The organism is Tenacibaculum sp. TB-53, from assembly GCF_059716285.2.
This window is the reverse complement of record NZ_CM202790.1, coordinates 2022100-2048777: the sequence shown is the minus strand read 5'-3', so window position 1 is coordinate 2048777 and position 26678 is coordinate 2022100. Positions and strand designations below refer to the sequence as shown.

The window sequence follows — 26678 nt, the reverse complement described above, 5'->3', positions numbered from 1 at the left end:
TTCCGCTGACGGTTAAAGTTAGTAAATAGGCGAGAATTTTCCAGTGGAAAATTCAGCCGCAATTAATTATACACCTCTTAAGTTAGCAATTGTTTAAATTTAGTAATAAAAACCAGAAAGAAAAAAGCGTAGAGTAAGGTTATGATATACGTTGAAACCTAGATTTCGTCAACATTGATAATCCCTACGCTTTTACTACTTCGAATTCGTTCAGTTCTGTGAGACCAAGATCTCGATTTCAAGTTGTTTAATTGATAGTAGTTATTTTCTTTCCAATCCTTTTTTCTTATGAGTAAAAATAAACAATTTTTAGGAATCGATGTAAGTAAAGACGTTTTAGATGTATATGATTATCAAGGAAATTGGTATCAGTTTAAAAATGATGCATCAGGTTTTAAAGAGCTGTTGTTAATCACAACTGATTTAACACATTGTATAATGGAAGCTACAGGATATTATCATGTACGGTTAGCTTATTTTTTAACAGAAAAAGGAGTTTTGTTATCGGTAGAAAATCCGTTGAAGGTTAAGCGTTTTATTCAGATGAATTTATCAAAAGTAAAGACGGATAAGAGTGATGCAAAGCAGTTATATAATTATGGCGTAAGTCAATCTCCTTCTATATGGAAAGGAGATAGTAAGGAACAACAAGAATGTTTACAAATAGTACGTTTGTTGAGTGTTTATACGAAACAATCTACTCAATTAAAGAACAAGCTTCATGGCGAATCAGTATTAGGAACTCCCTCAAAATTGGTAGTTAATTCCTTAAAAAGGCAGCTGAAAAACATACAAAAAGAGATAGTTAAATTAGAAGACTTGTTGCTAGAGAATGTAAAAAAGAGTTATCAAGAAGAAATAACTTTATTAAAGTCTATTCCAGGAATAGGGGATAAAACAGCATTAATGTTATTAGTTTTTACCGATGGATTTAAGCGTTTTACTTCAGCAAAAGAGTTGTGTAGTTACGCAGGTATTACACCCACTATTAGAGAATCAGGCAGTAGTATAAAAGGACGCCCTCGAATAAGTAAAATGGGGAATCCAAAGCTTAGAAATTTATTATTTATGTGTAGCTTTAATGCTTGTAAATACAACAAAGCATGTAGAGAGCTTTATGACCGAATAGTTGCTAAAGGTAAGAGTAAAAAACTAGCTTTAATAGCGGTATGTAATAAGCTACTAAAACAAGCTTTAGCTATTGTAAAAAGTGGTTTGCCTTATGACGCAAATTATAAAAGTACGTTGGTTTAAAAAAGTATAAAGTTAACTTGTTTTTTACCTCAGTTCTTTGTTACCCAACGTTTTTTCTTTCCGTTCAATATGGTGAAATTCTTGAGTTTCTTCCTTTTCCGATTTATATTCTTTTTCGTCCGTTAGTATCCAAGACTTTAAATTCAGATATAGTTCTGTAATTCCTTTCGTTCGAGACTTCATTTTTCCAGTAGTGAATTCAACTTTAAATTCGGCTTTTACTTTTGCTTCTTTAATAAATTCCGTTTCGATATTGTGCTTTTTTAAATCGTCCGCAAACCATTCCGAAATTTCATAAAACATATTAAAGTCAGTTTTCGATTCCGCATTGTTGAGTTTTTGAGTTCTATTCAGGAAATCAAATTCAATAATTCCACTTTCCAATTGAACCAAAGATCTCATATCGTTCACTAGTTTCCAACCTGCGAACATATCGCAAAAAATATCTGTATGATGTTGAAGTCTTTTCCTTCTCATTGTTGATTGGTCAAATGTTGGGTAACGTATTTGTGTATGATTTTTTGCGGGAAAAAGACGCGAGTTCTTTTCCGTTGTTGCGGAAAGATAATTAATAAGATTGAATTTCCAGCGAGGAAATTCAGCCGCAATTAATTATACACCTTGTTGGCTAATCGTTTTTATACCGTTTCAATTTTCCAGTTTTCAGTATTCAAAACTCCCTCTATAACTTCATAATCTGGTAGTTTCTCAAAATTAATTCTCAATTTCGTTCCAATGTAATTTCTAAACACAATGTTGTCAATTGCGAAATCGAGAGTTATATACTCTGTTTTAAAATCTTTGTCAATTATTCCGATTTGGTCATAATCTGCAATAATGAATTGGTCTTTTGTTGGTGATTCAGCTAATTCTCTAAATTCAGTTTGTTGGTCAAAAAAGAGAGTTTCTCTTTTATCAATATCCAATATATAAAGTCCATCACTTGTCAAAATTGCAACTTGATTTATTTTTTCAGCTATTGCAGTTTTTTTGGGTTCTCCACGAAAAGCTCCAATCCATTCAATTCCACTTTTTGTTGTGAATTTAGTCCAACTCCAAATTTGACTTTTCCAAACTGTATTTAAGTCAAAAGTTTTCTCCTCATACTCTCCAGAAGTAGGTTGGTAAATAAATTCAGCTTTCAATTTTTCTTTAAGGTTTTGGTTTGTTCAAATGTTTGCCAACGTTTTAGAGCTATGGTTTGTTACGGAAAAGAGCGCAGCTACTTTTCCGCCATAGCGATTTGTTAGTAAATATACGAGGATTTTCCGAGAGTGAAAATCCGCCGTAATAAATTATAGGTTTTGTTAGTTTTTATAAGGTGCCATCAGTTAGAATTTAAAGATAATCCCTGGCAAGATTATCGAGTATAAAAACGGCGTCCATTCCCAAGTAGCAGAGAGAGCTAGGTTTTCATATAGATGAACACAGACACAAACCAAAGAGTTAGCGATATACTTGGCAAAAAGTCCGCACGTAAAGAAAGGTTGTTTTAGGATTAAAGACTAACAATAGTAAAGCTTCTTTCAAGAAAAAAAGTAAAGAAATTACCTTATTGAAACTAACTAGTTTATATACGTAATAAAATTACTTATATATTCCTTTTACGGTAAGATATGCGGAACTTTTAGCAATTTTATTAACACTTTCAAATATAAAGAAATAAGATAAAAAAGTGCAACTTTTTTATCGGGACTACAAACGAAGCCTAATCGGTTGTCTTCCTTCTTCAGTAATAGGAGCAACTTTAAACAAGTTGACACACTTTATTGAATACTCCCCGTTAATCGGGCGCTAATATCACGGCATGCTCCGCAGACACCACGGCACGGGTCGCTAATATCACGGCATGCTCCGTTGACACCGCGGCACGGGTCGCTGATATCACGGCATGCTCCGAAGATACTACGGCACGGGTCGCTAATATCACGGCATGCTCCGAAGACACCGCGGCATGGGTCGCTGATATCACGGCGTGCTCCGCAGACACCACGGCATGGGTCGCTGATATCACGGCGTGCTCCGAAGACATCGCGGCACGATTAGTTAATATTTTTCACTACTATGTTGTTATTTTTTTTAATAATTACTATTGGTATAGTAGGGGATAAGCTAAAAATAGATTAAAGGCTTATTTTTGCATTGATAACTTTTTAAAATGCTGTTTAAACTAGAAATTCCCATACCAGAAAACCAACAAATTTACTTACCTATTTTAACAACAAAAGAGGTTGAACTTTTTATAAAAAGAGAAGATACTATTCATCCATTCGTTTCAGGCAATAAATTCAGAAAACTGAAGTATAATATTGCAGAAGCAAAACAACAAAAAAAAGAAACCTTATTAACTTTTGGAGGCGCTTTTTCAAACCATATTGCAGCTACTGCTGCTGCAGGAAAAATGGCAGGTTTTAAAACAATAGGAATTATTAGAGGTGATGAACTTGGAAAGGATGTAGCCAAAACACTTTTACAAAACGAAACCTTGAGAAAAGCTTACGAAAGTGGTATGCAATTTAAGTTTATTACTAGAGAAGCCTACCGAAGTAAAACATCTGAAGAATTTATTAATCAGTTAAAAAAAGAATTTGGTAATTTTTACCTAATTCCAGAAGGAGGAACAAATGCTTTAGCTGTAAAAGGTTGCGAGGAGATTTTAACAAATGAAGATGAAAAATTCAATTATATTTGCTGCGCAGTAGGTACTGGAGGAACGATTTCTGGATTGATAAATTCGGCCAAAAAGAATCAAAAGGTAATTGGGTTTCCTGCACTAAAAGGTGATTTCTTAGCAGAAGAAATAACACCTTATGCAAAAGAAAGTAAAAATTGGAACTTGCAAACCAACTATCATTTTGGAGGCTACGGAAAATATACTGAAGAGTTAATCCGTTTTATAAATGAATTTAAAGGGCAAACAGGTATTTTATTAGATCCAGTTTATACAGCGAAAATGTTATTTGGAATACTAGATTTAGTAGCAAAAGATATGTTTTCGAAAAACAGTAAAATACTAGTAATTCATACAGGAGGTTTACAAGGAATAGCAGGAGTAAACCAGAAATTAAAGGATAAAAATAAAGAGTTAATAAAGGTTTAATGAAAATAAAGGTAGTTTTTTTAGTAGTTTGTGCGGCAATATTTACAAGTTGCGGGTCGGGTAAAAATGTGGTAAAAAATACACCAAAAGAGGTGGTTTTAGAACCTAGAGAAGAAAAAATGCCTGAGTTACCACAGTTAGAGCAAATACAAAAGCCAATATCAACAACTACAAACCATACCGAGGCCTATATTCAAAAATTTGCACCAATTGCAGTGAAGAAAATGCACGAACATGGTATTCCTGCTAGTATTACCTTAGCGCAAGGAGTATTAGAATCGGGGAGTGGAAGAAGCCCTTTAGCTCGAAGATCAAACAATCATTTTGGCATTAAATGTCATAGAGGTTGGCAAGGTAATAGTGTAACTCATGATGATGATGAAAAAGGAGAATGTTTTAGAAAATATAAATACCCTGAAACTTCGTATGAAGATCACTCACAGTTTTTACTAACTCGTAAACGATATGCAAGTTTATTTAGATTAAGGCATACAGATTATAAAGGTTGGGCATACGGGTTAAAAAGAGCAGGATATGCAACGGATAGAAAATATCCTCAAAAATTAATTTCTATTATTACAAAGTATAACTTAGATAAATACGATCGAGTTAGAAGAGATGGTTCTTTAGTAGTAAAAACGCCAACGTATAAAACGACTTCACATAAAGTTCAAAAAGGAGATACGCTATACTCTATATCAAGAAGATATAATGTTTCGGTACAACGATTAAAAGAAGTAAATGGTTTAAGTGATAATAACATTAGCATTGGGCAAGATTTGCTAGTAAAATAAAAAAAGCGGAGTTTTACTCCGCTTTAACTAACCAAACCCCAATTAAAACTACCAAGAGTAATTTTTCTTTTCTGCTTGTTTTTTAATAGCTTTTATCATAACACTTTCTAATTCATTTTTTTTAGAGCTTTCCCTTTGTTTTTTAGCTACATACGTTTTTCTTTTTTTATTTAACTCTTGAATTTTTTGCTGAATTTCAGCACGCTCTTTACGTTTTTTCTCCACGTACATTTTAATTTCTTTGGCAGATTTATTCTGTAATTGTTTCGGTAGCTGTTTCTTTTTTAAAGAGCTATAATCAATTTCTTTTTCTTCTGAAGCATCCACCAAATCCCATTCAGCATTTTTATATAGTTTAGAGCTTTTAGTTACGGCACGTTTTACTACTACAGCTTCATCTAAACTCTCAGCATTCATATCTTGCTTTGCTTGGTTACTGTATTTAGAATATCCATACGAACCATAGTGAATGTAAGTGTTATTTAAACGTTTATTTAAAATAATAATATCGTTGTCATAAGGTGTTACAATATGTACAATGTGTTTGTTTTGATTAATAGTCATATAATCACCATCTCCATAAATAGCTCCGTCTTGCCATCTTCCAGTAATCCCTTGGTTATAATCACCGCAGAATATTGTGTTAACTATAATATCTTTTTCTTTAGCATTAGTAATAGCATCTTTATAGTTTACTTTTCCTTGAGTAAAAGGCTCGTTTCCGGCGATAAAAATCATTTTTAAATCACGTTTATTAGTTCCCCAATCCAATTCGTTTAAAGAAGTTTGTATTACTTGACCACAATATTCACTTCCGCCATTAGTGCTTAAAGAAAAAAGATGTTCAGAAATCTCATCTAAATCACTCGTAAATTGTAAAACCTGTTGGATATATCCTTCTTTAGAAGATAAACTTGAATTTCCGTATTCGTATAAAGCAATTTCTAAATTAGGAGTAATACCGTTGTATTTAGCATACGATAATTCATTAACAATTTCCCATAGTTGTGCTTTTGCTTGGTTAATGAGTCCGTCCATACTATTACTGGTATCCAGTAACAAAGCAACTTTAACAGTTTGTTTTTTTACCTTTCTTATAGGGGTGTTTTTGTTGGCAAACGTAGTTGTTGTTAGTAGTATTAAGCAAAAGAAAAATACTTTTAATGTGTACGTTTTCATAATTTTTATTTTTAGTTATTAATTGGGTATAAGTTTGATTGGTGTTAATTTCTATTCAAAATTACTTCCAACTTTCTTCTTAAAAAATACAGAATGAGTGAACAGGTTGTTTCATTTAGGGAAATAACGAGTTAAATGAGCAACATCTATTTTTTGACTGTTTTTTGTGGAGTTTTAATGGTTTAGGTGTTTTTTTGTATGGCTTTTTGTGAGTATGTTTACACAAATAAAAAATTAATAAACATGAGAAAAGAAGTAATTTTAATATTCCTTTTTTTAGGAATTATATGTTTGAGTTGTGAGCCGAAAACCAGAAATGAAACTAATGAAATAACTGTTTTAGATAAAACTAAAAAAGAAATTAAAGTCGATACTTCTTTAATTAAAATAGCTGATTTACCTATACATATTGATAGTACAAATTATCTTATACACCCTGTAGGATATGGAAATAATAAGGAAGTAAATAAAAGCTATTTTTCATTAAGTAAAGGAGGAAAAACATATCATTTGACAGATTTCTTTGATAATGAAATTAATGGAATGATGATTAACCTTAAATTTCAAAAATTAGGGTCAGATAAGTTTACATCATTAACGAAAGAAAATATCCATATATCTTCTGTAAGCTTTTTAAGAGAGATATTTAATGTTACAAAACAGCAAATATTAATGTATAAAGTTATTGATAGCGATACTAATGATGATAAAAAACTCGGTTATGAGGATGATATAAGTTTGTACTTAAGTAAAATTGATGGTACAAATTTTATTAAAATTTCACCTCAAAAACAAAAAGTAATAAATGTTAAGGAGTTAGTTGAAAATAAAAGACTGTATTTTAAAACAACAGAAAAAATAAAATCAGAAGAAGATAAATTACAAATACATTATTTTTATGTTGATTTAACTAATGAAAATTTTAATGTGGTTGAATATTTTCCAGTAAATGATTAAAAAAATATACATAGTATTTCTTTTCCTTTCATTCGCTGCTTTTTCTCAAACAAAGGAAAATACAGCTAAAGATTTTTTAGTAAAAGTTCAAGTAGTTAGTAAAGAGACGCGTCAGCCTATAAAAGATGCGAGTGTAGAAGTAAATGGAAGAACATATCGATTTTCTGAAATAACGGGAAGCTATACAGTAAAAGCCACAGTAGGAAGCCAATTAGAAGTTTCACATCCTAGTTTTAATCGTGTTTTCTATACAATTAGAGATGATGAAGATATAAAGGTGGAAGTAGAAGATTTTACGCCCCAAAAAAAATCAAAACTAAGCTCTTATAGTACAAGAAAACAAACAGGTTTATATTCGCAATATTTAGATTCAGTTGAGTTTTATAAAAAGAAAGATATTGATAAAAGTTTGTCTTTTGTTGAAAAGACGTTGTTGATAAACCCAAATAAAAGCCAAAGAGCTACTGTGTTTAAAGAATTAGCTGAGGTGTACTTTTATTGGAAACAGTACGATTTAGCGGTTGAGAATTATCAAATTTCCTTACAAGAAGTAAACTCGCCTAGGGTTCGTTTGAAACTGGCAAAAGCAGCATTTTTATCGGAAGATTATAACAGTAGTGAACAAAACTATATACAAAGCCTACAAAGCGGGGTGCTTAATAATTACTTACGTTTAACTGCATACCAAGGATTGGGAGATGTGTACTTAGCTCAAAAAAACTATAACAAGGCTAAAGCAAACTACGAAAAAGGATTAGAAATTGCGAAAAAGAATTTAATCACACCTAAAATAACAGACTTAAACTCTAAGCTAGCAGAAGTTTTTGCAGCCCAAGGAAACACACAAAAAGCAGATGGCTATTTTAAAAACTCATTAAAATTAGCATCCGAAGAAAACAAAAAGCGCTCGTTAAAAGAACAGCAAAAAGTAGCCGATTTTTATAATAAATCTCAACGATACGACGAAGAAATTCAGTTGCGAAAAGAAAGCCTAAAAGAAGCAGATAATATAGTTGTAGAAGCGGAAAGTAACGAATCTTTGGTAGATTCAATTACCTCACAAAAAATCAACTATAAAATAGGAAATGCCTACATGCAAAAATCTGAATATGAAGAGGCAATCCCGTATTTAAAAAAGAGTATTGCAGATGCGGATAAAAACAAAGATTTAATTATTCAAAAAGACGCGACTAAGCGTTTATCGGAAGTATATGCTACGGTTGGAGATTACACAGAAGCTCTAAAAACGTATCAAGATTATGTAAAATTGGTAGATACTTTATATTCACGAAAAGAACAGGAAATTCAACAAGTAAAACGTTTTAGTAAACGAATTTCAGATAACCAAAACAGAATAGTAAGTTTAGAAAAAGACAAAGAATTAACAGATAGTAAAATAAGTTTAGCATACAAAGACCAGCAATTGGTAGAGGAGAGTAATAGACGTCAAAAATGGATTATTTATTCATTAATTGGAGGTTTTTTATTAATGGTTTTGTTGGTGTATTTTATGTTTAGAACGAATAAACAACAAAAGTTAGCCAATAATTTACTGGCTTTAAAATCGATGCGGTCACAGATGAATCCGCACTTTATTTTCAATGCATTGAATTCAGTTAACAGTTTTATTGCAGTAAGTGACGAGCGAAGCGCAAATAGATATTTGTCAGAGTTTTCGGTATTAATGCGTTCGGTATTAGAAAATTCAGATGAAGATTTCATACCGTTAACCAAAGAAATTGAGTTGTTAGAATTGTATGTGAAGTTAGAGCACAACCGGTTTAAAGATAAGTTTGATTATACTATTAATATAGACAAAAGTATACCTTTAGATGAATATTCGATTCCACCAATGTTATTGCAACCGTATATAGAAAATGCAATTTGGCATGGACTTCGATACAAAAAAGAAAAGGGAAAACTTCAAATTTCAATGCTTCCAAAAAACAATGATTCTATTACTATTTTAATTGAAGATGATGGGGTTGGAAGAGAGAAATCAATAGAAATGAAGACGAAGAACCAACTCAAACAAAAATCAAAAGGAATGAGTACAATAAAAAATAGAATTGCTATTTTAAATAATATGTATCAGGATAAAATATCTGTGGTGGTTTTAAATGCTTTTGAAGATGGAAGCGGAACTAAAGTAGCATTGATACTAAAAAAGGATAAAAATTAGCAATGAAAATAAAAGCAATTATAGTTGAAGATGAGCAAATAAGTAGAGATATTTTACGAAACTATATTACTAAATACTGTCCTAATGTAACCTTGTTAGGAGAAGCAAGTAATATTGAAGAAGCACTAAAACTAATTGAAAAACACGAATTGGACTTGGTGTTTTTAGATGTAGAAATGCCTTTTGGAAATGCTTTTGACTTGTTAGAAAAAGTTGAAAATCAAACTTTTGAAACAGTTTTTGTAACTGCTTACGATCATTACGCGATTGAGGCATTAAATAATCAAGCAACTTATTATTTGTTAAAACCAATTTCAATCGACGAGTTGATTAAAGCAGTAGGTATTGTAACTGAAATTAAAGAGAAAGAAAATGAGTTAGAAACTAATGTGTTAACTCCCAAAATGACTCATCAAGTAAATGGGAAAATTACGATTCCGCAACAAGATGGATTTGAAGTAGTAGCTGTTGAGGAAATTTTATTTTGCAAAGCAGATGATAACTACACGGAAATCTATTTTGATAATTCTAAAAAAGTGGTAAGTAAAACACTTAAATATTTTGAAGAAGCTTTAAAAGACAGTTCTTTTGTTAGGGTACATAAATCGTATTTAGTCAACGTTAATGAAATAGTAAAGTATAAAAAAGGAAAAGGAGGAAGTGTTGTGCTATCAAACGAGAAAGAAATTATGGTTTCAGCATCAAAAAAAGCAAATTTATTATCATATTTTAAATAAAAATTTATGCCAATTATAAAACCAGTAAGAGGAAAACACCCACAAATTCCAAATGATTGTTACATTGCAGAAAACGCAACTATTGTAGGCGATGTGCAAATGGGGGAGTCGTGTAGTGTATGGTTTAATGCGGTGATTCGCGGAGATGTACACTATATAAAAATGGGAGATAAAGTAAATGTACAAGATGGTGCAGTAATACATGCAACATATCAAAAATCACCAACAACTATTGGAAATAATGTGTCTATTGGTCATAATGCCTTAGTACATGGGTGCACTATTCATGATAATGTGTTGGTAGGTATGGGAAGTATTATCATGGATGATTGTGTAGTAGAGTCAAATTCTATTATTGCAGCAGGTGCTGTAGTAACTAAAAATACACATATTGAAAGTGGAAGTGTGTACGCTGGGGTTCCTGCAAAAAAAGTAAAAGATATTTCCAAAGAACTTATTTCAGATGAAATTGATCGAATTGCCAATAATTATGTGAAATATTCAAGTTGGTTTAAAGAATAATGAAAAAATAAAAAAGCCTGGTTCTGTTTCCAAAACCGAGCTTTTTTTTCAATCAAAAACTAATCTACTATAAATCGATATTACTTATCGCTTTTATTTTCTTTATGATGCTTTCTTTTTTTGTGTATTTTGCGATCACCTTTCTTGCTATGTCTCTTTATTTTTCGAGCAGCCATTTTTTCATAACGTTCATATTGTTGCTCATTTAAAATACGTTTCATTTCAGTTTTGTAAGCAATTTGTTTGTCAAGCATTTTACTTTTCATAGCATATTTTTGATCAGCAGTAGGTTTAGTACCACTTTTTTTCATAGCTTTTCTTTTAGCCCACATTTCCTGTCTTTCAGAAATTTGCTCTGCTACTAAAGGCTTCACTTGTTTTTGTTGAGACTCTGTTAAATCAAGCTGTAAGGTCATTTTTTTTACAGCTAATTCTGTTTTTTGCTCTACAGTTAATTTTTCATGTTTAGTTTTATCTCTCTTTTGAGCTTGAGTAGTAACAGTAAAACCAACTGCTAAAATCAAGAGTGTTAGTGCTTTCTTCATGTTGTTAAATTTTAAGGTTTATTAATTATTTACGCTTCTAAGACCGTTGCAGATTAAAAAAGTTTAAATTTGAAACTACATTTAACATTTTTTTATTTTTTATGAAGTTAATTTTCAGAATTGCTGTAAGGTTTTTATTGGTGGTTATAGGAGTGTTTGTAATCTTCTTTTTTTGGGCGTCTTCACCAACAATTGATGAAGCAGAATATGCAAAAATTATTACGCATGAGTATGCGAGTACAACTGATAATGATTCAATCTATAGCATAGTAACCTACAATATTGGGTACTTAAGTGGGATGACAAATAACCGAGCAGTAGCAAAACCTAAGCAATTGTTTGAAGGAAATATGAAAAAGGTATTAACTGAAATAAAAAAAGTAAATCCAGATATTATAGCGCTTCAAGAAGTTGATTACAATGCAGCTAGATCTTATAAAGTAAACCAAGAAGAAAAATTAGCAGAACTAGGTTATAATTATGTAGCAAGAGGTGTAAACTGGGATGAGAATTATGTGCCTTTTCCATACTGGCCACCAAGTATGCACTTTGGTAAAATAGTTTCAGGTCAATCAATTTTAAGTAAATATGAGTTAAAAGACTATGAGCGTATCGTTTTAGAACGAGTAGCTGATAACCCTTTTTATAGAGACGCTTTGTATTTAGACAGGTTGGTACAAGTGGTAAAAGTTAAGGTAGAAGGAAAAGAAGTGGTAGTAATAAATTTACATTTAGAAGCATTTGATAAAGCAACGAGAGTAAGACAGTTTGAGTACGTATTGAATCTTTTTAATAAGTATAAGAGTCAATACCCTACAATTTTATTAGGAGATTTTAACTCAAAAGCTAGAGATAGTGAAGCCGTTATTCAAAAAATGTTTGCAATGGATGGAGTAGGAAATGCTGCTTTTTCAACTGAAAATCCTGAGAATACTTTTGATACAAAAAATCCAGAAGAACGTATTGATTATATTTTTTACACCAAGGATTTTATAGAGTATGTAGAGGGAAGTGTATTAAAAAAGTTCGGACAGGCATCAGATCATTTGCCTATTGAAATGAAGTTTAAATTAAAAAAATAAAGAAGCTTGGTAAAGCTCCAAGCTTCTTTATTTAAATATAGAGTTGTTTTCAAAGCTATCTTACAATAAGATACTGTCTATAGTGGTATGTAGTTATACATATTTTTGTATTGAATTTAAACATTTTTTCTTTTCTTGGACTGATTTTCTCTTTTTACATAATCATTACCTAGAGCAATTTCTTTCATTTTTACTGCACCTGCTTCTTCTGCTTTATCCACAACAATAGATAAATTTTGGCTTTCTAAAATAGTTTTAATATCGTAAAATTCATCACACCAAATTTCTTCCTGATTTTTGTCTAGATTTGGACTGCGTTCATTATTTCTATTTTTATCGGCAACAACTCGTGCTTGAATGCGGCTTAGGTTTTTGGGACTCATAAACTCTACACCATATAACGAATTTTTAGCTTTTTTTACCACTAAGCTCCCATTTTCAACCCATGCAGTTTCCATTGTGTCATTAACTTCATAACCTGCATTTTGTAATGCCTTTTTAATAGCCTTTCGTCGAGTTTCAATAATGATTTTCTCCGAAACTTCAGTATACAAGTATTTGGCTTTTTCTAAGGCATCTTTTACATCATTTAGATTATCTGAATTAAGTAAGGCTATCCATTTATCAATAAAACTCAGATTCAATTCTAAAGATTCTAATTGGTCAATGGCTGTTTTGAGCTTTTCTTTAGCTTCCCGTAATGCCAATTGATTTTTACTGAACTCGGCTACCTGAATAGTTAATGAATCCAATAACAAATCGTAATTAGGAGCTTCTTCTTCTAATTCGGCACAACGATTCATAAATTCGTGTATTTTGTTCTGAGGAATTTCAGAAATATACATTTCCTTTAACGCGTTTTCCAACTTTTTTAGTCTGGAAATTACTTTAGGACGATTGGAACGCCATTTTTGTACAGACAGCAAACTGTCACCAGAAGATAATCGTTCTTGAATTGCTTTTTGTTCATTTGTCAGTGTTTGAGAATTAAAAGAAGCTTCTTTTAAAAGGCTGTACAAATAATCTACTTTTTCACGATATTCTTCTATTTCATTTATATTTGAAGGAGTGTCGAAATCTTGGAAATCAATGCTTTTGTTTTTAAGTAAAAAGCGTAATTCGTTATGTGTACTCTTTAGGTTCTTAAAAGATTCCCATTTAGAAGTCCTAATTTTAACTACTTTTTTTACCAAATTCTTTTTTTCCTTATCTAGAAACTCGATTTGTCCCGAAACTTCTCGCTCTATTTTTCTATAATCATCTTCTGAGATATTTTGGTAATACTCCAATGTTTCATCCAAAGCATCTTGAAGTTCTTCTGTAAACATATTATGTTTGATGGCATAAGCCTTCACGTGTTCTATTTTGTTTTTTAATCGAGTTAACCACCTTTTCTTTATCAATTTTCGCTCAGCTGGGGTAACGATTCGTACAACTTTTGGTCCGCTCATGGTGTGTTGTTTAAAGCATTTTGTATGGCGTGTTTCAGCCTTAATTTTTCATTATCTGTATCTTGTAACCACTTATAAGAGGTAGTTCTATGTATATGAGGAATCGATTTTTTTAAAATCAATGGGCGCCATATTTCACGATGTCTTGCATCTTTAAGTAATGAGTTTTGAGGTACATCACATTCAATTCCAATAACAAATCGTCCTGTGTTTTTATCTTCAATGGCTAAATCTAAATAAAAAACATTGTTATCATTATTTTCCACGGTTTCATAACCCAAGCTGTGAATGTAATTTCTAACAGTATTTTTAAAACCATCGTTATTTAGTGTTTTACTTTCTTCTATTTTTCTTGATGAAAGCCTTTTTAACGATTGATTAGCAACCTCTATTTGATTACTAAAATGTGTTTCGGTATATTTCAAATAGCCCTGAATATAATCTCTTGGTTTTGATGGAGATCGTCCTGTAGAAAGCATATCAGAAATATCTTTGATGGGCATTGAGGTGGCAATAACTACTTTATGTCTTGCTCTTGTAATAGCTACATTGAGTCTTCTTTCTCCACCACGATGCCCTAAAGCTCCAAAATTGCGGCGGAAAACTCCTTGTTTATTAAAACCAAATGTAGTGCTAAATAAAATCATATCACGTTCATCTCCTTGAACATTCTCTACATTCTTAACAAAAAAGCCCATGGCTTCTCCTTCTTGTTGTTTGTTACGTTCACGATTTAAAACTTCCATAAAAGCATCATCTGAAAGCGCTTTTTCTTCAATTTTATCTTCAATAAGATCTGCTTGTTTTTTATTGAAGGTTACAATACCTGTACTTAAAATTTCATTTTCAGGTAATTGCCAGTGGTTATATAAGTATTCAATTAGTACTTCAGCTTCAGTTTCGTTGGTTTGTTCATTATAAACACCATTTACTCGAATGACTTCTAGAGGTTTTACTTTTTTAATTTCGTTTTTAGGATGATAAGCAGGAATATGTAATTGACCAGCATAAAAGGCATGGTTAGAAAAGTTGATAAGTGCTTTGTATTGAGAACGGTAATGAATTTGAAGTGTTGTGGTGGGAAGAACCGTTTTGGCTAATGTTAATAAATCTGGACAATCTTTGACTTCTTTTTTATTCCAAGCCTCTTCATATAGAGTTAATTCTTCTTCGGAATTATCCTCACTGAGTTCGATATTTATGCCTTCACTTTCGTCATCATCCATTTTATGACCAAAGAAGTTTGCCGGAGGCATTTGCTTTTCATCACCACTTACAATTACACGTTTTGCACGATAAAGTGAAGGGATTGAATGATCAATTAACATTTGAGAAGCTTCATCAAAAATTACTACATCAAACAATCCCGCTTGTAAAGGTAAAGCTTGTGAAACGACCTCTGGGCTCATCAACCAAATTGGACGAATATTCATTAAGCCTAAATTGTTGCCTAAATGAATAAATTCTCGTAGTTTTTTATAGTTCTGCCCTCGTAGACGTGTAATACCATGCCATTGTGACTTTGAGCCAATTTTTTCAAAGTCATAGTTTAAGTTAAGTAGTTCTTTGTTTAATGTTTTTATTTCAGCTAAACTATTTTCTAACAATCGTACATTTTGGTCAATTTCACTATCAGCCATTAGTAAGGCTGGTGTTTCTTTTTCAATACGTTGTTTCCAACCCAATAAACCTTCTCGTCGTATTGTTTTTTGGATAATTTTAGGCCAACGTTCAGAGGTATATTGAGTAATTTTATTTTCGTAATTCCTAAAAATTGCTAAAAGTTGTAATGTTTTGTCTTCTTGAAGTTTATCTCCTAGTCTTATCCTAAATTTTTGATATGGAATAAAGTGGTTTATGTCTTGGGACATTTTTTGAATGACAGATAAATCGGTATTGTTATTTTTTATGTTTGAATGGAAAAAATTAAAACTAGAATCTATTAACCATTGTTTTAAGTCAGTTAGTTTTTTGTAGGATTCTTGTCTTTTTTCAAAACGATTACTAGCACTGCTTAATTCTTTTATGAAATTTTGAAATTCAGATTCTTTTCCGGATTTTAAAACTTTTTTAGCTTCATCTTTTAAAGGGCATTTTTTTAATGCTTTTACTAAAACAATCGTGTCTAATAGTTCGCTGATTTTATCACTAATTTTCACAGCAAGAAACTTAGGGTTTGTAATGGTTTCTACTGTGTTGTTTAACTTTATTAATACATTATTAAAGTGATTTCGGTAAGATCTAAAAGTAATTTCGTACTCAGAATTTGTTTTTAATAGTTTTATATTTTCTTTATTGGAATGAAGTTCAAGTTCTTTTAAGACTTTCTTCAATAGAAATTGATGTTTCCATGTTAAAGGATTAAGAAACTTAAAAATGGATGTATTTAGATAGCTGTCACAAGCTCGAATTACTTCTTCTAGGATTTCATTATCAGTTTGTATTAACCAACTCGAAAAATAGATTTTTTTGTATTTGAAAATCAGTGTTTTGAGGTCTGATAGTAATTGTTTTAGTTCATCAAGAATATCGTCACCAATGGACTTTTCATTGAATTCATCCCAAATAAAATCAAGCCAAATTTTAGTATTTTTAGCTTCTGTATCAGTAATATTTAGGAGTTTTTGTTCGTTTTTATACAGCCATGCTTTATAAAATTGAGCGTGTTCATTATCATAGACTCCTGTGGTTTGTTTTATACAATCTACTCTTTTTTCTTCAATCTCATTAAAAAGCTCTATATCTTGCTTAATTGCTTTTTTTGTTGCGTTATCATATTGTGTTATTTTTAAATTGGAAAGCGCATTGTTTTCATATTTTGAAGGCACCCATTCACGCATTAACGTACTGATTTCCGTTTCAAGAATGTTCAAATCATCTGCTGAAATATTTTCTAGAAAATTTCGGGCTTCAGGAATATCAATATAATCACTATGTTGAATTTCAATAAGTTCAGATAAAATGTTTCGATAACTTGCGCCTGCTTGATCGTCCAGTACATGAATCTCTTTAGAAATTATATTCAATTTCGATTCGATTCTATCAATTTGTTTTGCCAGGTTATTTCGCTTGAATGTGATTTTTTCAAGAATATTTTGTTGCTCAGATTTGTTTAAATCGAAAGAAACCTGTTCACGAATACTTCGAATAATTTCTTGTCTATCTTTAGCAATATCAGTGATAGAAAGAGCTCTTTTTTCTAGACCTACAGCCTCTAGCCGTTTCATAATTACCTGAATTGCTGCTCTTTTTTGAGAGACTACTAATACTTTTTCCTTTCTACCAATACAATCGGAAATAATATTAACAATCGTCTGGCTTTTCCCTGTTCCAGGTGGACCTTCAATAACAATACCTGGTTTTAATCGACTATGCATTACTGCGTGTTCTTGTGAAGGATCTACATTAACGACAGTAAATCGATTATTTTCTGATTGTATGGGCTTATATTCGGGTGTTTGTGGCGTGCTTATTTTTAAAATTGGTTCCATAGCTGTTCCCGAATGTGGTAATTTTTGAAGTAAACGCAAATCTTCACTAATTGATTGACCTGTAAAATTGGCATTAAAAATTACTCCAGAGCTATGTAGTTCAAGACCTATATCTTCCATCATGTAAGTAACTTCAGGATGAGTAACAAGTTTTGAAGTTTTGTGTTTTACAAATGAACCGAAGGCATCGATAACCTCAGAAACACTTAGAGATTGCCTACTTAAAACCTCATTATAAATTTGTGTTATTCTTTTGTAATTTTCAGGTTCTAAGGAGCTTGAAAGAGCTGGGTTTAGTCGAATTTCTTCACGAACTTTGTCGAAACCAATTTTTAGTGTAGGGTTTGATCGGTATTTAAATTCCAGTGTAATTGGCCATAAAATAATAGGTAATATTCGGGGACGATTATTTTTTTTGAACTGACTAATTAGGAATGGAAACCCTAAATACAAAGAGTCTAAACCGGTATCGCGTTTAAAGTTTGCTGTTCTTAAAACTAACCTCCTTGTTCGGTAACTAAGTAATGGGTTTTGGCTGAAACTTAATGGATCTATTTTTTCCGTACTAGATGAGCGATTAATAATACTATTGAGTATTTTTTCTGAAGGTTTTAATGAGGTTCCTAATGTCTTTAAATCTAAACGAGGTGAATGTTTAGAAATAACTAATCTAACTAAAGGACCTCTAGAGGAAGTATGAATAATCTTTTTTTCAAAAAAGTTTAATAAACTAGAAGCATATTCATGCTTTGGTGGTGTAATCCATTTGTCTTTGGGAATAGATAAACATAAAATTGATTGCAATATGGGTAATCGTCTTTCTATCCTGAAACGATCTGCCCAACGATTTAAGTTATTGTTATTACTTAGTGAAAACCCTTCTAAAAGCTCGTGTAGAGATTCGTAAATTTCTAGTCTGGATTTTATTAGAGTTTCTCTAAAAAAACTTTCATTAGATTCAATTTTTATTTCTCTTGCCAAATTAGTAGCTTCTTTTACTAATTGATTTAAGGAGATAAATTGATCTTGTTGAGCGCTTAAAATAAGTATCAAATCTTCTTCACTAAGTCGGATGTCTCCCATTAAATCAGATAAACTGATGTTTTTGGCATCAGGATAAATTTGACGTAAAAGATTCAATTCAGATTTTAATCGTACCCTAGAAGTACTTAGTGTATTAATCTTGAGCTTGTCATTATCCAATTCAATACCTAAACTCTTTGCTTTTTGCAAAACATTTTGTTTTCTACTCTTGAGGTTAACCAACCATTTTTCACGTGAAAGTGTGTTTAAATAATCAGGAATGTTTCCTTCTATAAGCTCTGAAGCGAGTGTTGGGTTGCCAAGTAACCATGCAGGAATAATAATTTGTCCTCGCCAAGTAAGTGGTAAAGCTTCATTGAGGTGCATTAAAGCTAAGGAAAACCTCCACTCCAAATCGATATCTTCTTTAGAGCGTAAGTTTCTAATAGTAGCAGCTATTTTTCCTTCTCCAAGGATTTCTTTTACCCAATTTGAAATTTCACCAGAAGTAAATAAGGTCAAACCTTTTTTCCAATTATTTTCCTCTGCTGCCGCAAGTGCAAAATAGCTTACATTGGTGTAAGTTGTATCTCCAAGTTGGATGGTTTTTTCTTTTTTTTGATCAGTCCCCGAAGTAGCTTCTATAGGAGGAGCAACATATTCTTTGTTCAGCCATTTTTCTACTTGTTCCCAGCGCCAACGTTTAAGAGGATCTCTACATAACAAGCCTTTTAGCAATAAAAGTATACGTTCATCAATACCTTCTGGAATTTGAACGCCTCTGGTTACCAAATGGATCATGAACGCTTTGTCATTAATGTTTTCAAAGAACGCTCCTTTGGTAATTTGCTCTAAAACTATCATTCCTAAACTCCACCAATCCGAGGCAGGACTTACTCCGCCAATGATAGCTTCCGGAGCTGTATACCGAGTTAATTGTATAGGGGTATCGGTATCAAGATCATAATCTGATAACCTTGCAGAACTGTAATCGATAATTACCAAATCGAAGGTTTCATTATCACGGATTAGAATGTTTTTAGGACATAAATTACGATGTCTAAAACCAGCTTCTGAGAAATCTCGTAGTGCTCGACCGATTTCGTTTACTAAAGTTTCGAGTCTGTTTTCTTTTATATATCCTAAATCATTGAGTGATCCTCCTTGGATATGCTCAGAAACTTCAAAAAATCGATTGTTCCAATAACCTGTTTTTACTAATCTAGCAATATGATCAACATCTGCTCGGTGCAGTACATCATAAATTGTTTTATCAGGCTCAGAATTTTCATGATAATAAGTTAAAAAAAAGTGTTTTTCATTAGTGTCTTTAACTAAAAAACATTCTTTGGTAGCTCCTGAAATCTCGATAGGTTCAATAATGGTGTATGCATCAATTTTCTTGAGGGCTTCTTCTTTAATTGTTAATTCTTGAATGTCAGCACCACATTCCATGCACATAAAATCGTCTTTTCCAACTTCATGCCCGTTTTCACAAAGGCGTTTGATTGATTCTTCAGCTTCAGGATGAATTTCGATTCGACCGCCTACTGGAGTTTGGGGTACATTCATTAATAACCAACTACATGTTGAATTACTGATTATGTTTTGGCAATACATTTCGGTTACTGGTCGTTCAGTATTACATGCAGGACAAAGTCGTATGTGTTTCATTTCTTATGTTGCTTTATCACCGCTTGAGTATTGGTTATTTCAACGTTGTTTTGTCGAAAACTTTCAGTTATTTTATTCATTCCATTAATAGGTATGCCTGCCATCCAAAGAGTCTCATTATTAAACTGAATGTCTAATTTACTTTCGGGTTTTTTGTTTAAATATTTAGCAAAACTTTGCGCTCCTAAATTAGTAAGAAAATGAATTTGTTGATTGTCACTTCCTAATAAAGCTCGGGTTTGGGCTTTTGTATAGTCATAAGGTTCAGAAATTAACACATCGATTAATTTCTCCTGAACAACTTTTTTATATTTTAATTCTTGGAAAGAGTATCCACTGTAAACTAACAAGGAAAGTTTATAAGGCTTAAGAAATTTTAGCAAATTTTGTAAAGCAGGTTCTTGATCAAAGGGTTCTCCGCCGGAAATAGTAATTCCATCGCATGTTGGAAGCCACTTTTTTAATAGATTTTTTACTTCTTCTATATTTATTGAATTGGTTTTGAATTGCCAGGTATCTGCTGAGATGCATCCTTCACAATGTAGAGAGCAGCCTTGAAACCAAATGCCAACTCTTTGTCCTGGACCAAGTGTAGTTACTGGAAAGTGTAAACGAGAGATTCCTATTTTCATTCAATTATTTTTTAGTTAGATGAATGGTAGTACTTCGGTTTTCAAAAGAAATAGAAGTTGCTTCTACCGTTTCTCCCTTGTCTGGATTTAAAGAGAACAAAGCTCTAGAGAAAGGTGAGATAAAATGGTACTCAATTTTATTTCTAATGCCTCTACCACCATTGTTTAAATCAGCAACAGATAATTCTTTTAATGTTTGCATCACTGTGGGGTGAATATTTAGTGTAATATTTAATTGTTTTTGAATCCCTTTGATATTATTTTTCATCATCATATTAAAAATCATTTCACCAACATCTTTACGTATATAATCAAAAATAATAATGTTGTCTCCAATTCTATTGAGGAGTTCAGGTCGATTGAGTTCAAACTTAAAATAGCGCTCAATTTCATGTCGTACTTTCTTTTCAACAGTTTCAAAACTATCTTTATAAGTCACATTTGGTAATCGTTCACCAGTAGTTGAATTTTTATAAATTCCAAGGTTTGATGTGAAAATTATTAGTGTCTCAGAGAAATAAACGGTGTCTCCTCGTCCACTCGTAAGAACCCCATCATCTAGAATCTGAAGAAATTTATCTAATATTCTAGGGTGTGCCTTTTCAATTTCGTCAAATAAGACTACACTAAATGGTTTTTCTCTTATAGCATTGGTGAGTTCGCCACCAACATCGTAACCCACATATCCTGGAGGAGCACCGATTAAGCGTTGATCGGAATGTTCAGCGCTGAACTCAGACATATCAAACCGAATATAGGCACTTTCATCACCAAATAATAAACTGGTTAAGGTTTTAGCTAATTCAGTTTTTCCAACACCAGTAGGCCCTGCTAAGAAAACTACACCTCTTGGGCGATTATTTCTTTTAGAATTCCCCACTCCAGTGATGGCTCGCTTTACAATATCCATGATATGTTGTACAGAATGATCTTGTCCAATAACACGTTCTTTGATAAAAGCTTCTCCGTTTTCAATTTTGCTACGTTGAATTTTCATCCAAGGGTCTTCAGTTACACCTACTTTGTATCGCCGTACTGCATCTGCTATCATAGATATTGGTATGTTTTCTGACCTTGCTAGTTCTATAATCGCCACTAAGTCTAACAATAAAAGACCTTCAGTTTCTTCCACAAATTCAGTAACTATAGTATCTACATTAGTTTTATCTTTACTTAGGCTCTCCACAATCGGGTGAATCAATCTTCTACGAGCAATGTGATTAGGTTTTCCAATAGGTATGTGTCTTATTTTTGGGTTGTTAACCACCATCCAGTCAGGTAAGTCTCCTTCTTTATCAACTAACCATATTACAATGTTGTAATACGGATTAGGAGGGGTACCGTAAGGTTTAGTTTCTGTAGTTTGAGATAAGATATGAGCTATACTAAAAGAATCGTGTTCTGCTTTTACCAAATTTTCAGGGTTTATTAAAAACTGAGAAGCGAAATCGACAATTAACCCAATGGGTTCATCAGGATAGTGAATAATCTTTTGTAATACCGTATTAAAGGTTTGTAAATCGTTATAGACACCTTCTTGCTGAAGAGGAATTTGAAGTTTTTGAAAAAACACTTTTTTTTCATCTGAATTTCCTGTAAAAAAGGGAATGTCAAAACCACTTAACGGGTTATAGTAAACCACATGTGTATACCCTATGTTTTTTAATTCAGAATCTATTACATTTTCTAATCGATGCCAACTGTAGCTGCCAAAATCGTTCTCCAGTAACTGAAAATCCTTAATATTACCCGAAAGAAAAAATTGACTTTTTAAAGGAACAAACCTTCTAAAGTCTTGTAGCCATCGAGGTTTGGTGTTATTCATTCTTGTTTTTGTTTTAACTCATTTATTACAATTTCTAAAGCGTTTAATACTTAATCTAAATTAACTGTTATATATCGCTTAATTTGTTAATTAAAGTATCATAGCGTTTACTGTATTTAGATTGGAAACTAAATGAGTTGATTAATATTTTTATGTCTTGCAATTTTTTCTTCTTCCTTAACCTTACTCATTAACACACTTTCAATACTCTACTACCTGAGAAGTATCTCAAGAGTATGACTCATTGTTCTTTTCATACGATAAGGTTCCTAAGTATTTATTGGTCTTGTTTTAACATGACCAATTTAAAAATAAACAAATATATAATTACAAAAACGATTAAAGAAAATTAAAGAATATATAAGTTTTTTAAAAAAGTAAGTATTTATAAATCATGTTTAGTGAGGTGTTCAGCGGTAGATGCATAGTCTTACTTATATATCCTGATTTTTTGAAACTGAAATAAACCTTAATGCCTCTTAGATGATAGAATTTTGCAAGAATTTGTATTAAAAATAAAAATGTATGAGAAGATTTTGATTTATTGTTAAAACTAAAAAACCCGAACAATTTTGTTCGGGTTTTTATCGTGGTGCCTCCAGGAATCGAACCAGGGACACAAGGATTTTCAGTCCTTTGCTCTACCAACTGAGCTAAGGCACCAGTCATAACTTAAAAAGTAACATCTTTAAAATAAAACTCGCAACTAATTTTACTAGTTTTATTGTGGTGCCTCCAGGAATCGAACCAGGGACACAAGGATTTTCAGTCCTTTGCTCTACCAACTGAGCTAAGGCACCAGTTGCTACTTTCGTTAAGCGGATGCAAATATACAATCGTTTTTTAATTATACAAAGTAAAAACTTTAAAAAAATGTAACGTAAATTTACAAGCTCTAAGAAATGAAATATGTACCTAATTATAGATGTAGGAAATACAAGAGTTAAAGTAGCTGTTTTTGAAATAGATACTATTAAAGAAGTCTTTACTTTTGAAAAAACAAATATAATTTCAGAGCTAAAAAAAATAATTTCAAATTTTTCAATTTCGAATAGTATTATATCGTCTGTAGCTAATTTTACAGATGAGGAAACGAAAAAAATAGCTGAACTTTTGAATCCGGTTTTTTTAGACTCAAATACCAAAGTTCCATTTAAGAACTTATATAAAACGCCAAAAACATTAGGAGTAGACAGGGTAGCATTGGCATCAGCAGCGATAAAAAAATATCCAAATAAAAATGTATTGGTACTAGATGCTGGTACTTGTATAACATATGAGTTTATCACAGATGAAGGAAATTATCTTGGAGGGGCTATTTCACCGGGGATAACTATGAGGTATAAGGCACTACATACTTTTACTTCTAAATTACCGTTATTAAAAGCAAAAGAATTAGAAAACTTTATTGGTACAGATACAGAAAGTTCAATTCATTCAGGGATTATCAATGGAGTTTGTAATGAAATAGACGGGATTATAGTACAATATCAAAAAAAATATCCACATTTAACAGTAGTTTTAACAGGAGGAGATACATATTTTTTGTCAAAACAATTAAAAAGTGTCATATTTGCCCATCCAAATTTTGTTTTGGAGGGGTTACATACTATTTTGATACACAATTTAGCGAATGATTAAGAGATTTATATTAGGAGTTTTTGTACTTACTTCATCAGTAATAATAGCACAAAGAAATAGTGCATCACCTTATTCTTATTTTGGTATTGGTGAGAGTTTTGAGGCAGTAACAGTAGAACAAGCTTCTATGGGAGGTATAGGTGTTGCAATGAAAGATTATCATCACCTAAATTTTACAAACCCAGCTTCAAATGCTGATTTAAAAGCAGCAACCTACGCAATAGGTGGTAGTTTGACTTTTTTAACAGTTAAAGAACAAAATGCTTCTCAAACAGGTAACTCAACAAACTTAAGATATATATCGTTAGGTTTTCCTGTAGGAAAAAATGCAGGTTTATCTATTGGTTTGCAACCTTTTTCATCTGTAGGCTACTCTTTGCTAAATGATGAAAATGCTGATAATGTTACTTTATTCACAGGTGAAGGAGGAGCCAATAAGATATATGCTAGTTATGGTATGTATGTTTATAAAGGCTTGTCTATTGGTGCTGAAGCGGGATTTATTTTTGGAAGCATAGATAATAGCGTTTTAAATCAAAGAGCAGATGTAGCATTAGCAACTAAACATGAAGAGTCTTTCAATTTAAGAGGAGGACAGTTTAAGTTAGGTATACAATATAAAACAGAACTTAAAAATAAACTACAACTATCTACAGGAGCATCATTTATTTTGTCTACAGATTTATCTGCTAAAGGATCTGAGAAAATGTATTCATTGTCATTTAATGGATCAGGGCAAGAAGTTCCTAGAAATGAACTATTCAATAGAACTTTAAATGGTAATATCAACATGCCTTTAAAAAGTATTTATGGTTTTGGTTTAGGAAAAGAAAATAAATGGTATGTAGGAATTAATCAAGAATTTCAAACAGCTTTAGAAAGTAATAGTGTTTTTATAGCAGATGGATCATCTCATAAATATGAAGATTCAAATAAATTTGCAATAGGAGGATATTTTATACCGAAAATAAATTCTATTTCAAGTTATTGGGATAGAGTTACTTATAGGGCTGGTTTGCGTTTTGAAGATACAGGATTGCTAGTTAAAACTACCGATAATTTTACTTCTGTGAAAGACTTTGGCATAAATGTTGGATTAGGATTACCGTTGCCAAGACAACTATCAAACGTTAATATAGGGTTTGAGTATGGGCAAAGAGGTACTACTAACAATAACTTAATAAAAGAAGACTACTTTAATGTAAGATTAAGTTTATCTTTAAATAGTATTAAGTGGTTCCAAAAAACACGAATAGATTAACATAAACTGAGAACGATGAAAAAAATTACGTATTTACTAACAGGATTATTTTTGTTTGTAGCCGTAAGTGGAGCGAAAGCGCAAGCAAGTCAAGAGTGTCATATTAAATACAATCTTTTTAAAGGAGATGCTACAACTAAAAAATATGACCAAGCAAAACCTAATTTAGAATACTTATTAGATAACTGTGCTACATTGTCTATTAACATATACAAGTATGGAGCAAAAGTTGCAGAGAACTTAAAAGATCCTGTTTTAGCTAAAAAAGTATATGAAACAAGATTAGCTAATTATCCAAAGAAAGGGGCAGCAAAAGCGCATAGTGATTACGCTGAGTTTTTAATAGATAATAAATTAGCTTCTGATGATGAAGTTTTTGAAATCTTAAAAAAGGCTTATGATATTTCTCCTAAAGATATGGGGGTAAAAAATATCTTTAGATACTTCCAAATGATAGCTGATAAGTATCAAGATACAAATCCACAAAAAGTATTTGATACTTATGATGATGTAATGGAATCGGTTGATGAAAAGCTGGAAGATTACAGTAAGAAGATAGCAAAGTTACAAGAGAAAGATTCTGTGGGTACTATTACATCAAGAGAAAAGAGTCTTTTAAGAGCATATACTATTAACTCTTCTTCATTAGGTCAAGTAGAAGGTGGTTTAGACGCTAAAATATCTAAGATAGCAACTTGCGAGAGATTAATACCTATTTATTCTAGAGATTTTGAAGAAAATAAAACTGATGGTGTTTGGTTAAAAAGAGCAGTATCAAGAATGTATAACAAAGAGTGTCAAACAGATCCTTTATTTGAAAAATTAGCAAACGAGTATGCTAAAGTAACACAGTCTGCAGATGCATATAACTTCTTAGCAGGAGTTTTAGCTAAAAATGGAGATAAAGGTGGAGCTGCTGAGATGAGAAAAAAAGCATTCGACTTAGAAACAGATCCATTTAAAAAAGCTAAGTATAAATTAAGAGAAGCCCAAAATGCTGGTGGAAGTAGAGGAAGAGCTTTAGCTTACGAAGCTTTGAAATACAATCCTAATATGGGTAAAGCATATTTGTTTATTGCAAGTTTATACCAAAGAAGCGCAAATTCATGTGGTAGCGACGAGTTTGAAAAAAGAATGGTATATGTAGCAGCCTTAAATAAAGCTTTAAAAGCACAAAAAGTTGATCCAGGATGTGGAGCAGGAAGATACATTTCTAGTTACAAAAAAAATGTACCATCTAAAAAGTTAATTTTCCAAAAAGGAATGTCTTCAGGTGCAAGTTATAGAGTAGGATGTTGGATTGGAGAAACTGTTCGTGTACCTTAATA

At 31.8% G+C, this 26678-nt stretch carries 20 protein-coding genes and 2 tRNA genes; 11 read left to right on the top strand and 11 right to left on the bottom strand.

Going from position 1 to position 26678, the window contains the following annotated elements:
* The first annotated feature begins 288 nt into the window (after nucleotides 1–288).
* A complete protein-coding gene (locus AC3VJB_RS09315; protein WP_497667063.1) occupies nucleotides 289–1254 on the top strand; it encodes an IS110 family RNA-guided transposase in 966 nt (321 codons plus the stop codon).
* Between the two features lie 24 nt (nucleotides 1255–1278).
* On the opposite strand, the gene AC3VJB_RS09310 is transcribed toward AC3VJB_RS09315, so the two are convergent.
* The 3 genes from AC3VJB_RS09310 to AC3VJB_RS09300 all read right to left on the bottom strand — a co-directional run bounded on the left by AC3VJB_RS09310 (nucleotide 1279) and on the right by AC3VJB_RS09300 (nucleotide 3286).
* Complete coding sequence (locus tag AC3VJB_RS09310) at nucleotides 1279–1731, bottom strand: hypothetical protein (RefSeq protein WP_497667062.1); 453 nt, start codon at nucleotides 1729–1731, stop codon at nucleotides 1279–1281.
* 161 nt (nucleotides 1732–1892) lie between these two features.
* Entirely contained in the window at nucleotides 1893–2399 is a 507-nt protein-coding gene (locus AC3VJB_RS09305) for a hypothetical protein (RefSeq protein WP_437823125.1), read from the bottom strand.
* A 638-nt stretch (nucleotides 2400–3037) separates the two neighbouring features.
* On the bottom strand, nucleotides 3038–3286 hold the full coding sequence (locus AC3VJB_RS09300; RefSeq protein ID WP_497667061.1) for a hypothetical protein: 249 nt from the start codon (nucleotides 3284–3286) through the stop codon (nucleotides 3038–3040).
* Between the two features lie 126 nt (nucleotides 3287–3412).
* On the opposite strand from AC3VJB_RS09300, the gene AC3VJB_RS09295 reads away from it, so the two are divergent.
* Both AC3VJB_RS09295 and AC3VJB_RS09290 read left to right on the top strand, forming a co-directional pair.
* Nucleotides 3413–4354, top strand: a complete 942-nt coding sequence (locus AC3VJB_RS09295) for a 1-aminocyclopropane-1-carboxylate deaminase/D-cysteine desulfhydrase (RefSeq protein WP_159489740.1) — start codon at nucleotides 3413–3415, stop codon at nucleotides 4352–4354.
* Nucleotides 4354–5148, top strand: coding sequence for a glucosaminidase domain-containing protein (locus tag AC3VJB_RS09290; RefSeq protein WP_497667060.1), 795 nt, complete (start codon nucleotides 4354–4356; stop codon nucleotides 5146–5148). Before AC3VJB_RS09295 ends, AC3VJB_RS09290 begins: the two co-directional genes overlap by 1 nt.
* A gap of 48 nt (nucleotides 5149–5196) precedes the next feature.
* On the opposite strand, the gene AC3VJB_RS09285 is transcribed toward AC3VJB_RS09290, so the two are convergent.
* Nucleotides 5197–6327 carry a vWA domain-containing protein gene (locus AC3VJB_RS09285; RefSeq protein WP_497667059.1) on the bottom strand — a complete coding sequence of 377 codons (1131 nt, stop codon included), beginning with the start codon at nucleotides 6325–6327 and terminating at the stop codon, nucleotides 5197–5199.
* Between the two features lie 243 nt (nucleotides 6328–6570).
* Between AC3VJB_RS09285 and AC3VJB_RS09280 the strand changes: the two genes are divergently transcribed.
* The 4 genes from AC3VJB_RS09280 to AC3VJB_RS09265 are packed head-to-tail and all read left to right on the top strand — an operon-like array spanning nucleotide 6571 to nucleotide 10725.
* Nucleotides 6571–7284: a hypothetical protein gene (locus tag AC3VJB_RS09280; RefSeq protein WP_389862655.1), complete on the top strand. Its 714-nt coding sequence runs from the start codon at nucleotides 6571–6573 to the stop codon at nucleotides 7282–7284.
* The gene (locus AC3VJB_RS09275; RefSeq protein WP_497667058.1) at nucleotides 7277–9466 is read left to right on the top strand and encodes a tetratricopeptide repeat-containing sensor histidine kinase; all 2190 of its coding nucleotides are present in this window, start codon (nucleotides 7277–7279) and stop codon (nucleotides 9464–9466) included. The genes AC3VJB_RS09280 and AC3VJB_RS09275 overlap by 8 nt, the downstream gene beginning before the upstream one ends.
* A gap of 2 nt (nucleotides 9467–9468) precedes the next feature.
* Nucleotides 9469–10203 carry a LytR/AlgR family response regulator transcription factor gene (locus AC3VJB_RS09270; protein ID WP_047788537.1) on the top strand — a complete coding sequence of 245 codons (735 nt, stop codon included), beginning with the start codon at nucleotides 9469–9471 and terminating at the stop codon, nucleotides 10201–10203.
* 6 nt (nucleotides 10204–10209) lie between these two features.
* Nucleotides 10210–10725, top strand: a complete 516-nt coding sequence (locus AC3VJB_RS09265) for a gamma carbonic anhydrase family protein (RefSeq protein WP_073181751.1) — start codon at nucleotides 10210–10212, stop codon at nucleotides 10723–10725.
* A gap of 80 nt (nucleotides 10726–10805) precedes the next feature.
* Here the strand turns inward: AC3VJB_RS09265 and AC3VJB_RS09260 are convergent, their stop codons facing one another.
* Nucleotides 10806–11270, bottom strand: coding sequence for a DUF4890 domain-containing protein (locus AC3VJB_RS09260; protein WP_159489746.1), 465 nt, complete (start codon nucleotides 11268–11270; stop codon nucleotides 10806–10808).
* A 101-nt stretch (nucleotides 11271–11371) separates the two neighbouring features.
* On the opposite strand from AC3VJB_RS09260, the gene AC3VJB_RS09255 reads away from it, so the two are divergent.
* Nucleotides 11372–12352 (top strand): endonuclease/exonuclease/phosphatase family protein, encoded by a 981-nt coding sequence (locus tag AC3VJB_RS09255; RefSeq protein ID WP_437823115.1) that lies wholly within the window; start codon nucleotides 11372–11374, stop codon nucleotides 12350–12352.
* 116 nt (nucleotides 12353–12468) lie between these two features.
* On the opposite strand, the gene AC3VJB_RS09250 is transcribed toward AC3VJB_RS09255, so the two are convergent.
* From AC3VJB_RS09250 to AC3VJB_RS09225, 6 genes are all read right to left on the bottom strand, one after another.
* Nucleotides 12469–13803, bottom strand: coding sequence for a hypothetical protein (locus tag AC3VJB_RS09250; RefSeq protein WP_437823113.1), 1335 nt, complete (start codon nucleotides 13801–13803; stop codon nucleotides 12469–12471).
* Nucleotides 13800–19991 (bottom strand): protein kinase domain-containing protein, encoded by a 6192-nt coding sequence (locus AC3VJB_RS09245; RefSeq protein ID WP_437823111.1) that lies wholly within the window; start codon nucleotides 19989–19991, stop codon nucleotides 13800–13802. Before AC3VJB_RS09245 ends, AC3VJB_RS09250 begins: the two co-directional genes overlap by 4 nt.
* A complete protein-coding gene (locus AC3VJB_RS09240) occupies nucleotides 19988–20623 on the bottom strand; it encodes a 4Fe-4S single cluster domain-containing protein (RefSeq protein ID WP_047788531.1) in 636 nt (211 codons plus the stop codon). The genes AC3VJB_RS09245 and AC3VJB_RS09240 overlap by 4 nt, the downstream gene beginning before the upstream one ends.
* A 4-nt stretch (nucleotides 20624–20627) precedes the next feature.
* Nucleotides 20628–22448 carry an AAA family ATPase gene (locus AC3VJB_RS09235; RefSeq protein ID WP_437823110.1) on the bottom strand — a complete coding sequence of 607 codons (1821 nt, stop codon included), beginning with the start codon at nucleotides 22446–22448 and terminating at the stop codon, nucleotides 20628–20630.
* A gap of 590 nt (nucleotides 22449–23038) precedes the next feature.
* Nucleotides 23039–23111, bottom strand: a tRNA-Phe gene (locus tag AC3VJB_RS09230).
* Between the two features lie 64 nt (nucleotides 23112–23175).
* Nucleotides 23176–23248, bottom strand: a tRNA-Phe gene (locus AC3VJB_RS09225).
* 109 nt (nucleotides 23249–23357) lie between these two features.
* Between AC3VJB_RS09225 and AC3VJB_RS09220 the strand changes: the two genes are divergently transcribed.
* The 3 genes from AC3VJB_RS09220 to AC3VJB_RS09210 are packed head-to-tail and all read left to right on the top strand — an operon-like array spanning nucleotide 23358 to nucleotide 26676.
* Nucleotides 23358–24089, top strand: coding sequence for a type III pantothenate kinase (locus AC3VJB_RS09220; RefSeq protein ID WP_047788529.1), 732 nt, complete (start codon nucleotides 23358–23360; stop codon nucleotides 24087–24089).
* Nucleotides 24082–25350, top strand: a complete 1269-nt coding sequence (gene bamG / locus AC3VJB_RS09215) for a BamG family beta-barrel-assembly machinery protein (protein WP_073181738.1) — start codon at nucleotides 24082–24084, stop codon at nucleotides 25348–25350. Before AC3VJB_RS09220 ends, bamG begins: the two co-directional genes overlap by 8 nt.
* Before the next feature lie 15 nt (nucleotides 25351–25365).
* A complete protein-coding gene (locus tag AC3VJB_RS09210) occupies nucleotides 25366–26676 on the top strand; it encodes a hypothetical protein (protein WP_047788527.1) in 1311 nt (436 codons plus the stop codon).
* Nucleotides 26677–26678: the final 2 nt, after the last annotated feature.

What these genes read in the sequence shown, in the direction of transcription:
- AC3VJB_RS09295 (WP_159489740.1), top strand. Translation starts at nt 3,413, where the DNA reads ATGCTGTTTAAACTAGAAATTCCCATACCAGAAAACCAACAAATTTAC.
- AC3VJB_RS09220 (WP_047788529.1), top strand. Translation starts at nt 23,358, where the DNA reads ATGTACCTAATTATAGATGTAGGAAATACAAGAGTTAAAGTAGCTGTT.
- AC3VJB_RS09290 (WP_497667060.1), top strand. Translation starts at nt 4,354, where the DNA reads ATGAAAATAAAGGTAGTTTTTTTAGTAGTTTGTGCGGCAATATTTACA.
- AC3VJB_RS09285 (WP_497667059.1), bottom strand. Translation starts at nt 6,327, where the DNA reads ATGAAAACGTACACATTAAAAGTATTTTTCTTTTGCTTAATACTACTA.
- AC3VJB_RS09280 (WP_389862655.1), top strand. Translation starts at nt 6,571, where the DNA reads ATGAGAAAAGAAGTAATTTTAATATTCCTTTTTTTAGGAATTATATGT.
- AC3VJB_RS09210 (WP_047788527.1), top strand. Translation starts at nt 25,366, where the DNA reads ATGAAAAAAATTACGTATTTACTAACAGGATTATTTTTGTTTGTAGCC.
- AC3VJB_RS09245 (WP_437823111.1), bottom strand. Translation starts at nt 19,991, where the DNA reads ATGAAACACATACGACTTTGTCCTGCATGTAATACTGAACGACCAGTA.
- AC3VJB_RS09265 (WP_073181751.1), top strand. Translation starts at nt 10,210, where the DNA reads ATGCCAATTATAAAACCAGTAAGAGGAAAACACCCACAAATTCCAAAT.
- AC3VJB_RS09310 (WP_497667062.1), bottom strand. Translation starts at nt 1,731, where the DNA reads ATGAGAAGGAAAAGACTTCAACATCATACAGATATTTTTTGCGATATG.
- AC3VJB_RS09275 (WP_497667058.1), top strand. Translation starts at nt 7,277, where the DNA reads ATGATTAAAAAAATATACATAGTATTTCTTTTCCTTTCATTCGCTGCT.
- AC3VJB_RS09270 (WP_047788537.1), top strand. Translation starts at nt 9,469, where the DNA reads ATGAAAATAAAAGCAATTATAGTTGAAGATGAGCAAATAAGTAGAGAT.
- AC3VJB_RS09300 (WP_497667061.1), bottom strand. Translation starts at nt 3,286, where the DNA reads ATGTCTTCGGAGCACGCCGTGATATCAGCGACCCATGCCGTGGTGTCT.
- AC3VJB_RS09255 (WP_437823115.1), top strand. Translation starts at nt 11,372, where the DNA reads ATGAAGTTAATTTTCAGAATTGCTGTAAGGTTTTTATTGGTGGTTATA.
- AC3VJB_RS09240 (WP_047788531.1), bottom strand. Translation starts at nt 20,623, where the DNA reads ATGAAAATAGGAATCTCTCGTTTACACTTTCCAGTAACTACACTTGGT.
- AC3VJB_RS09235 (WP_437823110.1), bottom strand. Translation starts at nt 22,448, where the DNA reads ATGAATAACACCAAACCTCGATGGCTACAAGACTTTAGAAGGTTTGTT.
- AC3VJB_RS09250 (WP_437823113.1), bottom strand. Translation starts at nt 13,803, where the DNA reads ATGAGCGGACCAAAAGTTGTACGAATCGTTACCCCAGCTGAGCGAAAA.
- bamG (WP_073181738.1), top strand. Translation starts at nt 24,082, where the DNA reads ATGATTAAGAGATTTATATTAGGAGTTTTTGTACTTACTTCATCAGTA.
- AC3VJB_RS09315 (WP_497667063.1), top strand. Translation starts at nt 289, where the DNA reads ATGAGTAAAAATAAACAATTTTTAGGAATCGATGTAAGTAAAGACGTT.
- AC3VJB_RS09260 (WP_159489746.1), bottom strand. Translation starts at nt 11,270, where the DNA reads ATGAAGAAAGCACTAACACTCTTGATTTTAGCAGTTGGTTTTACTGTT.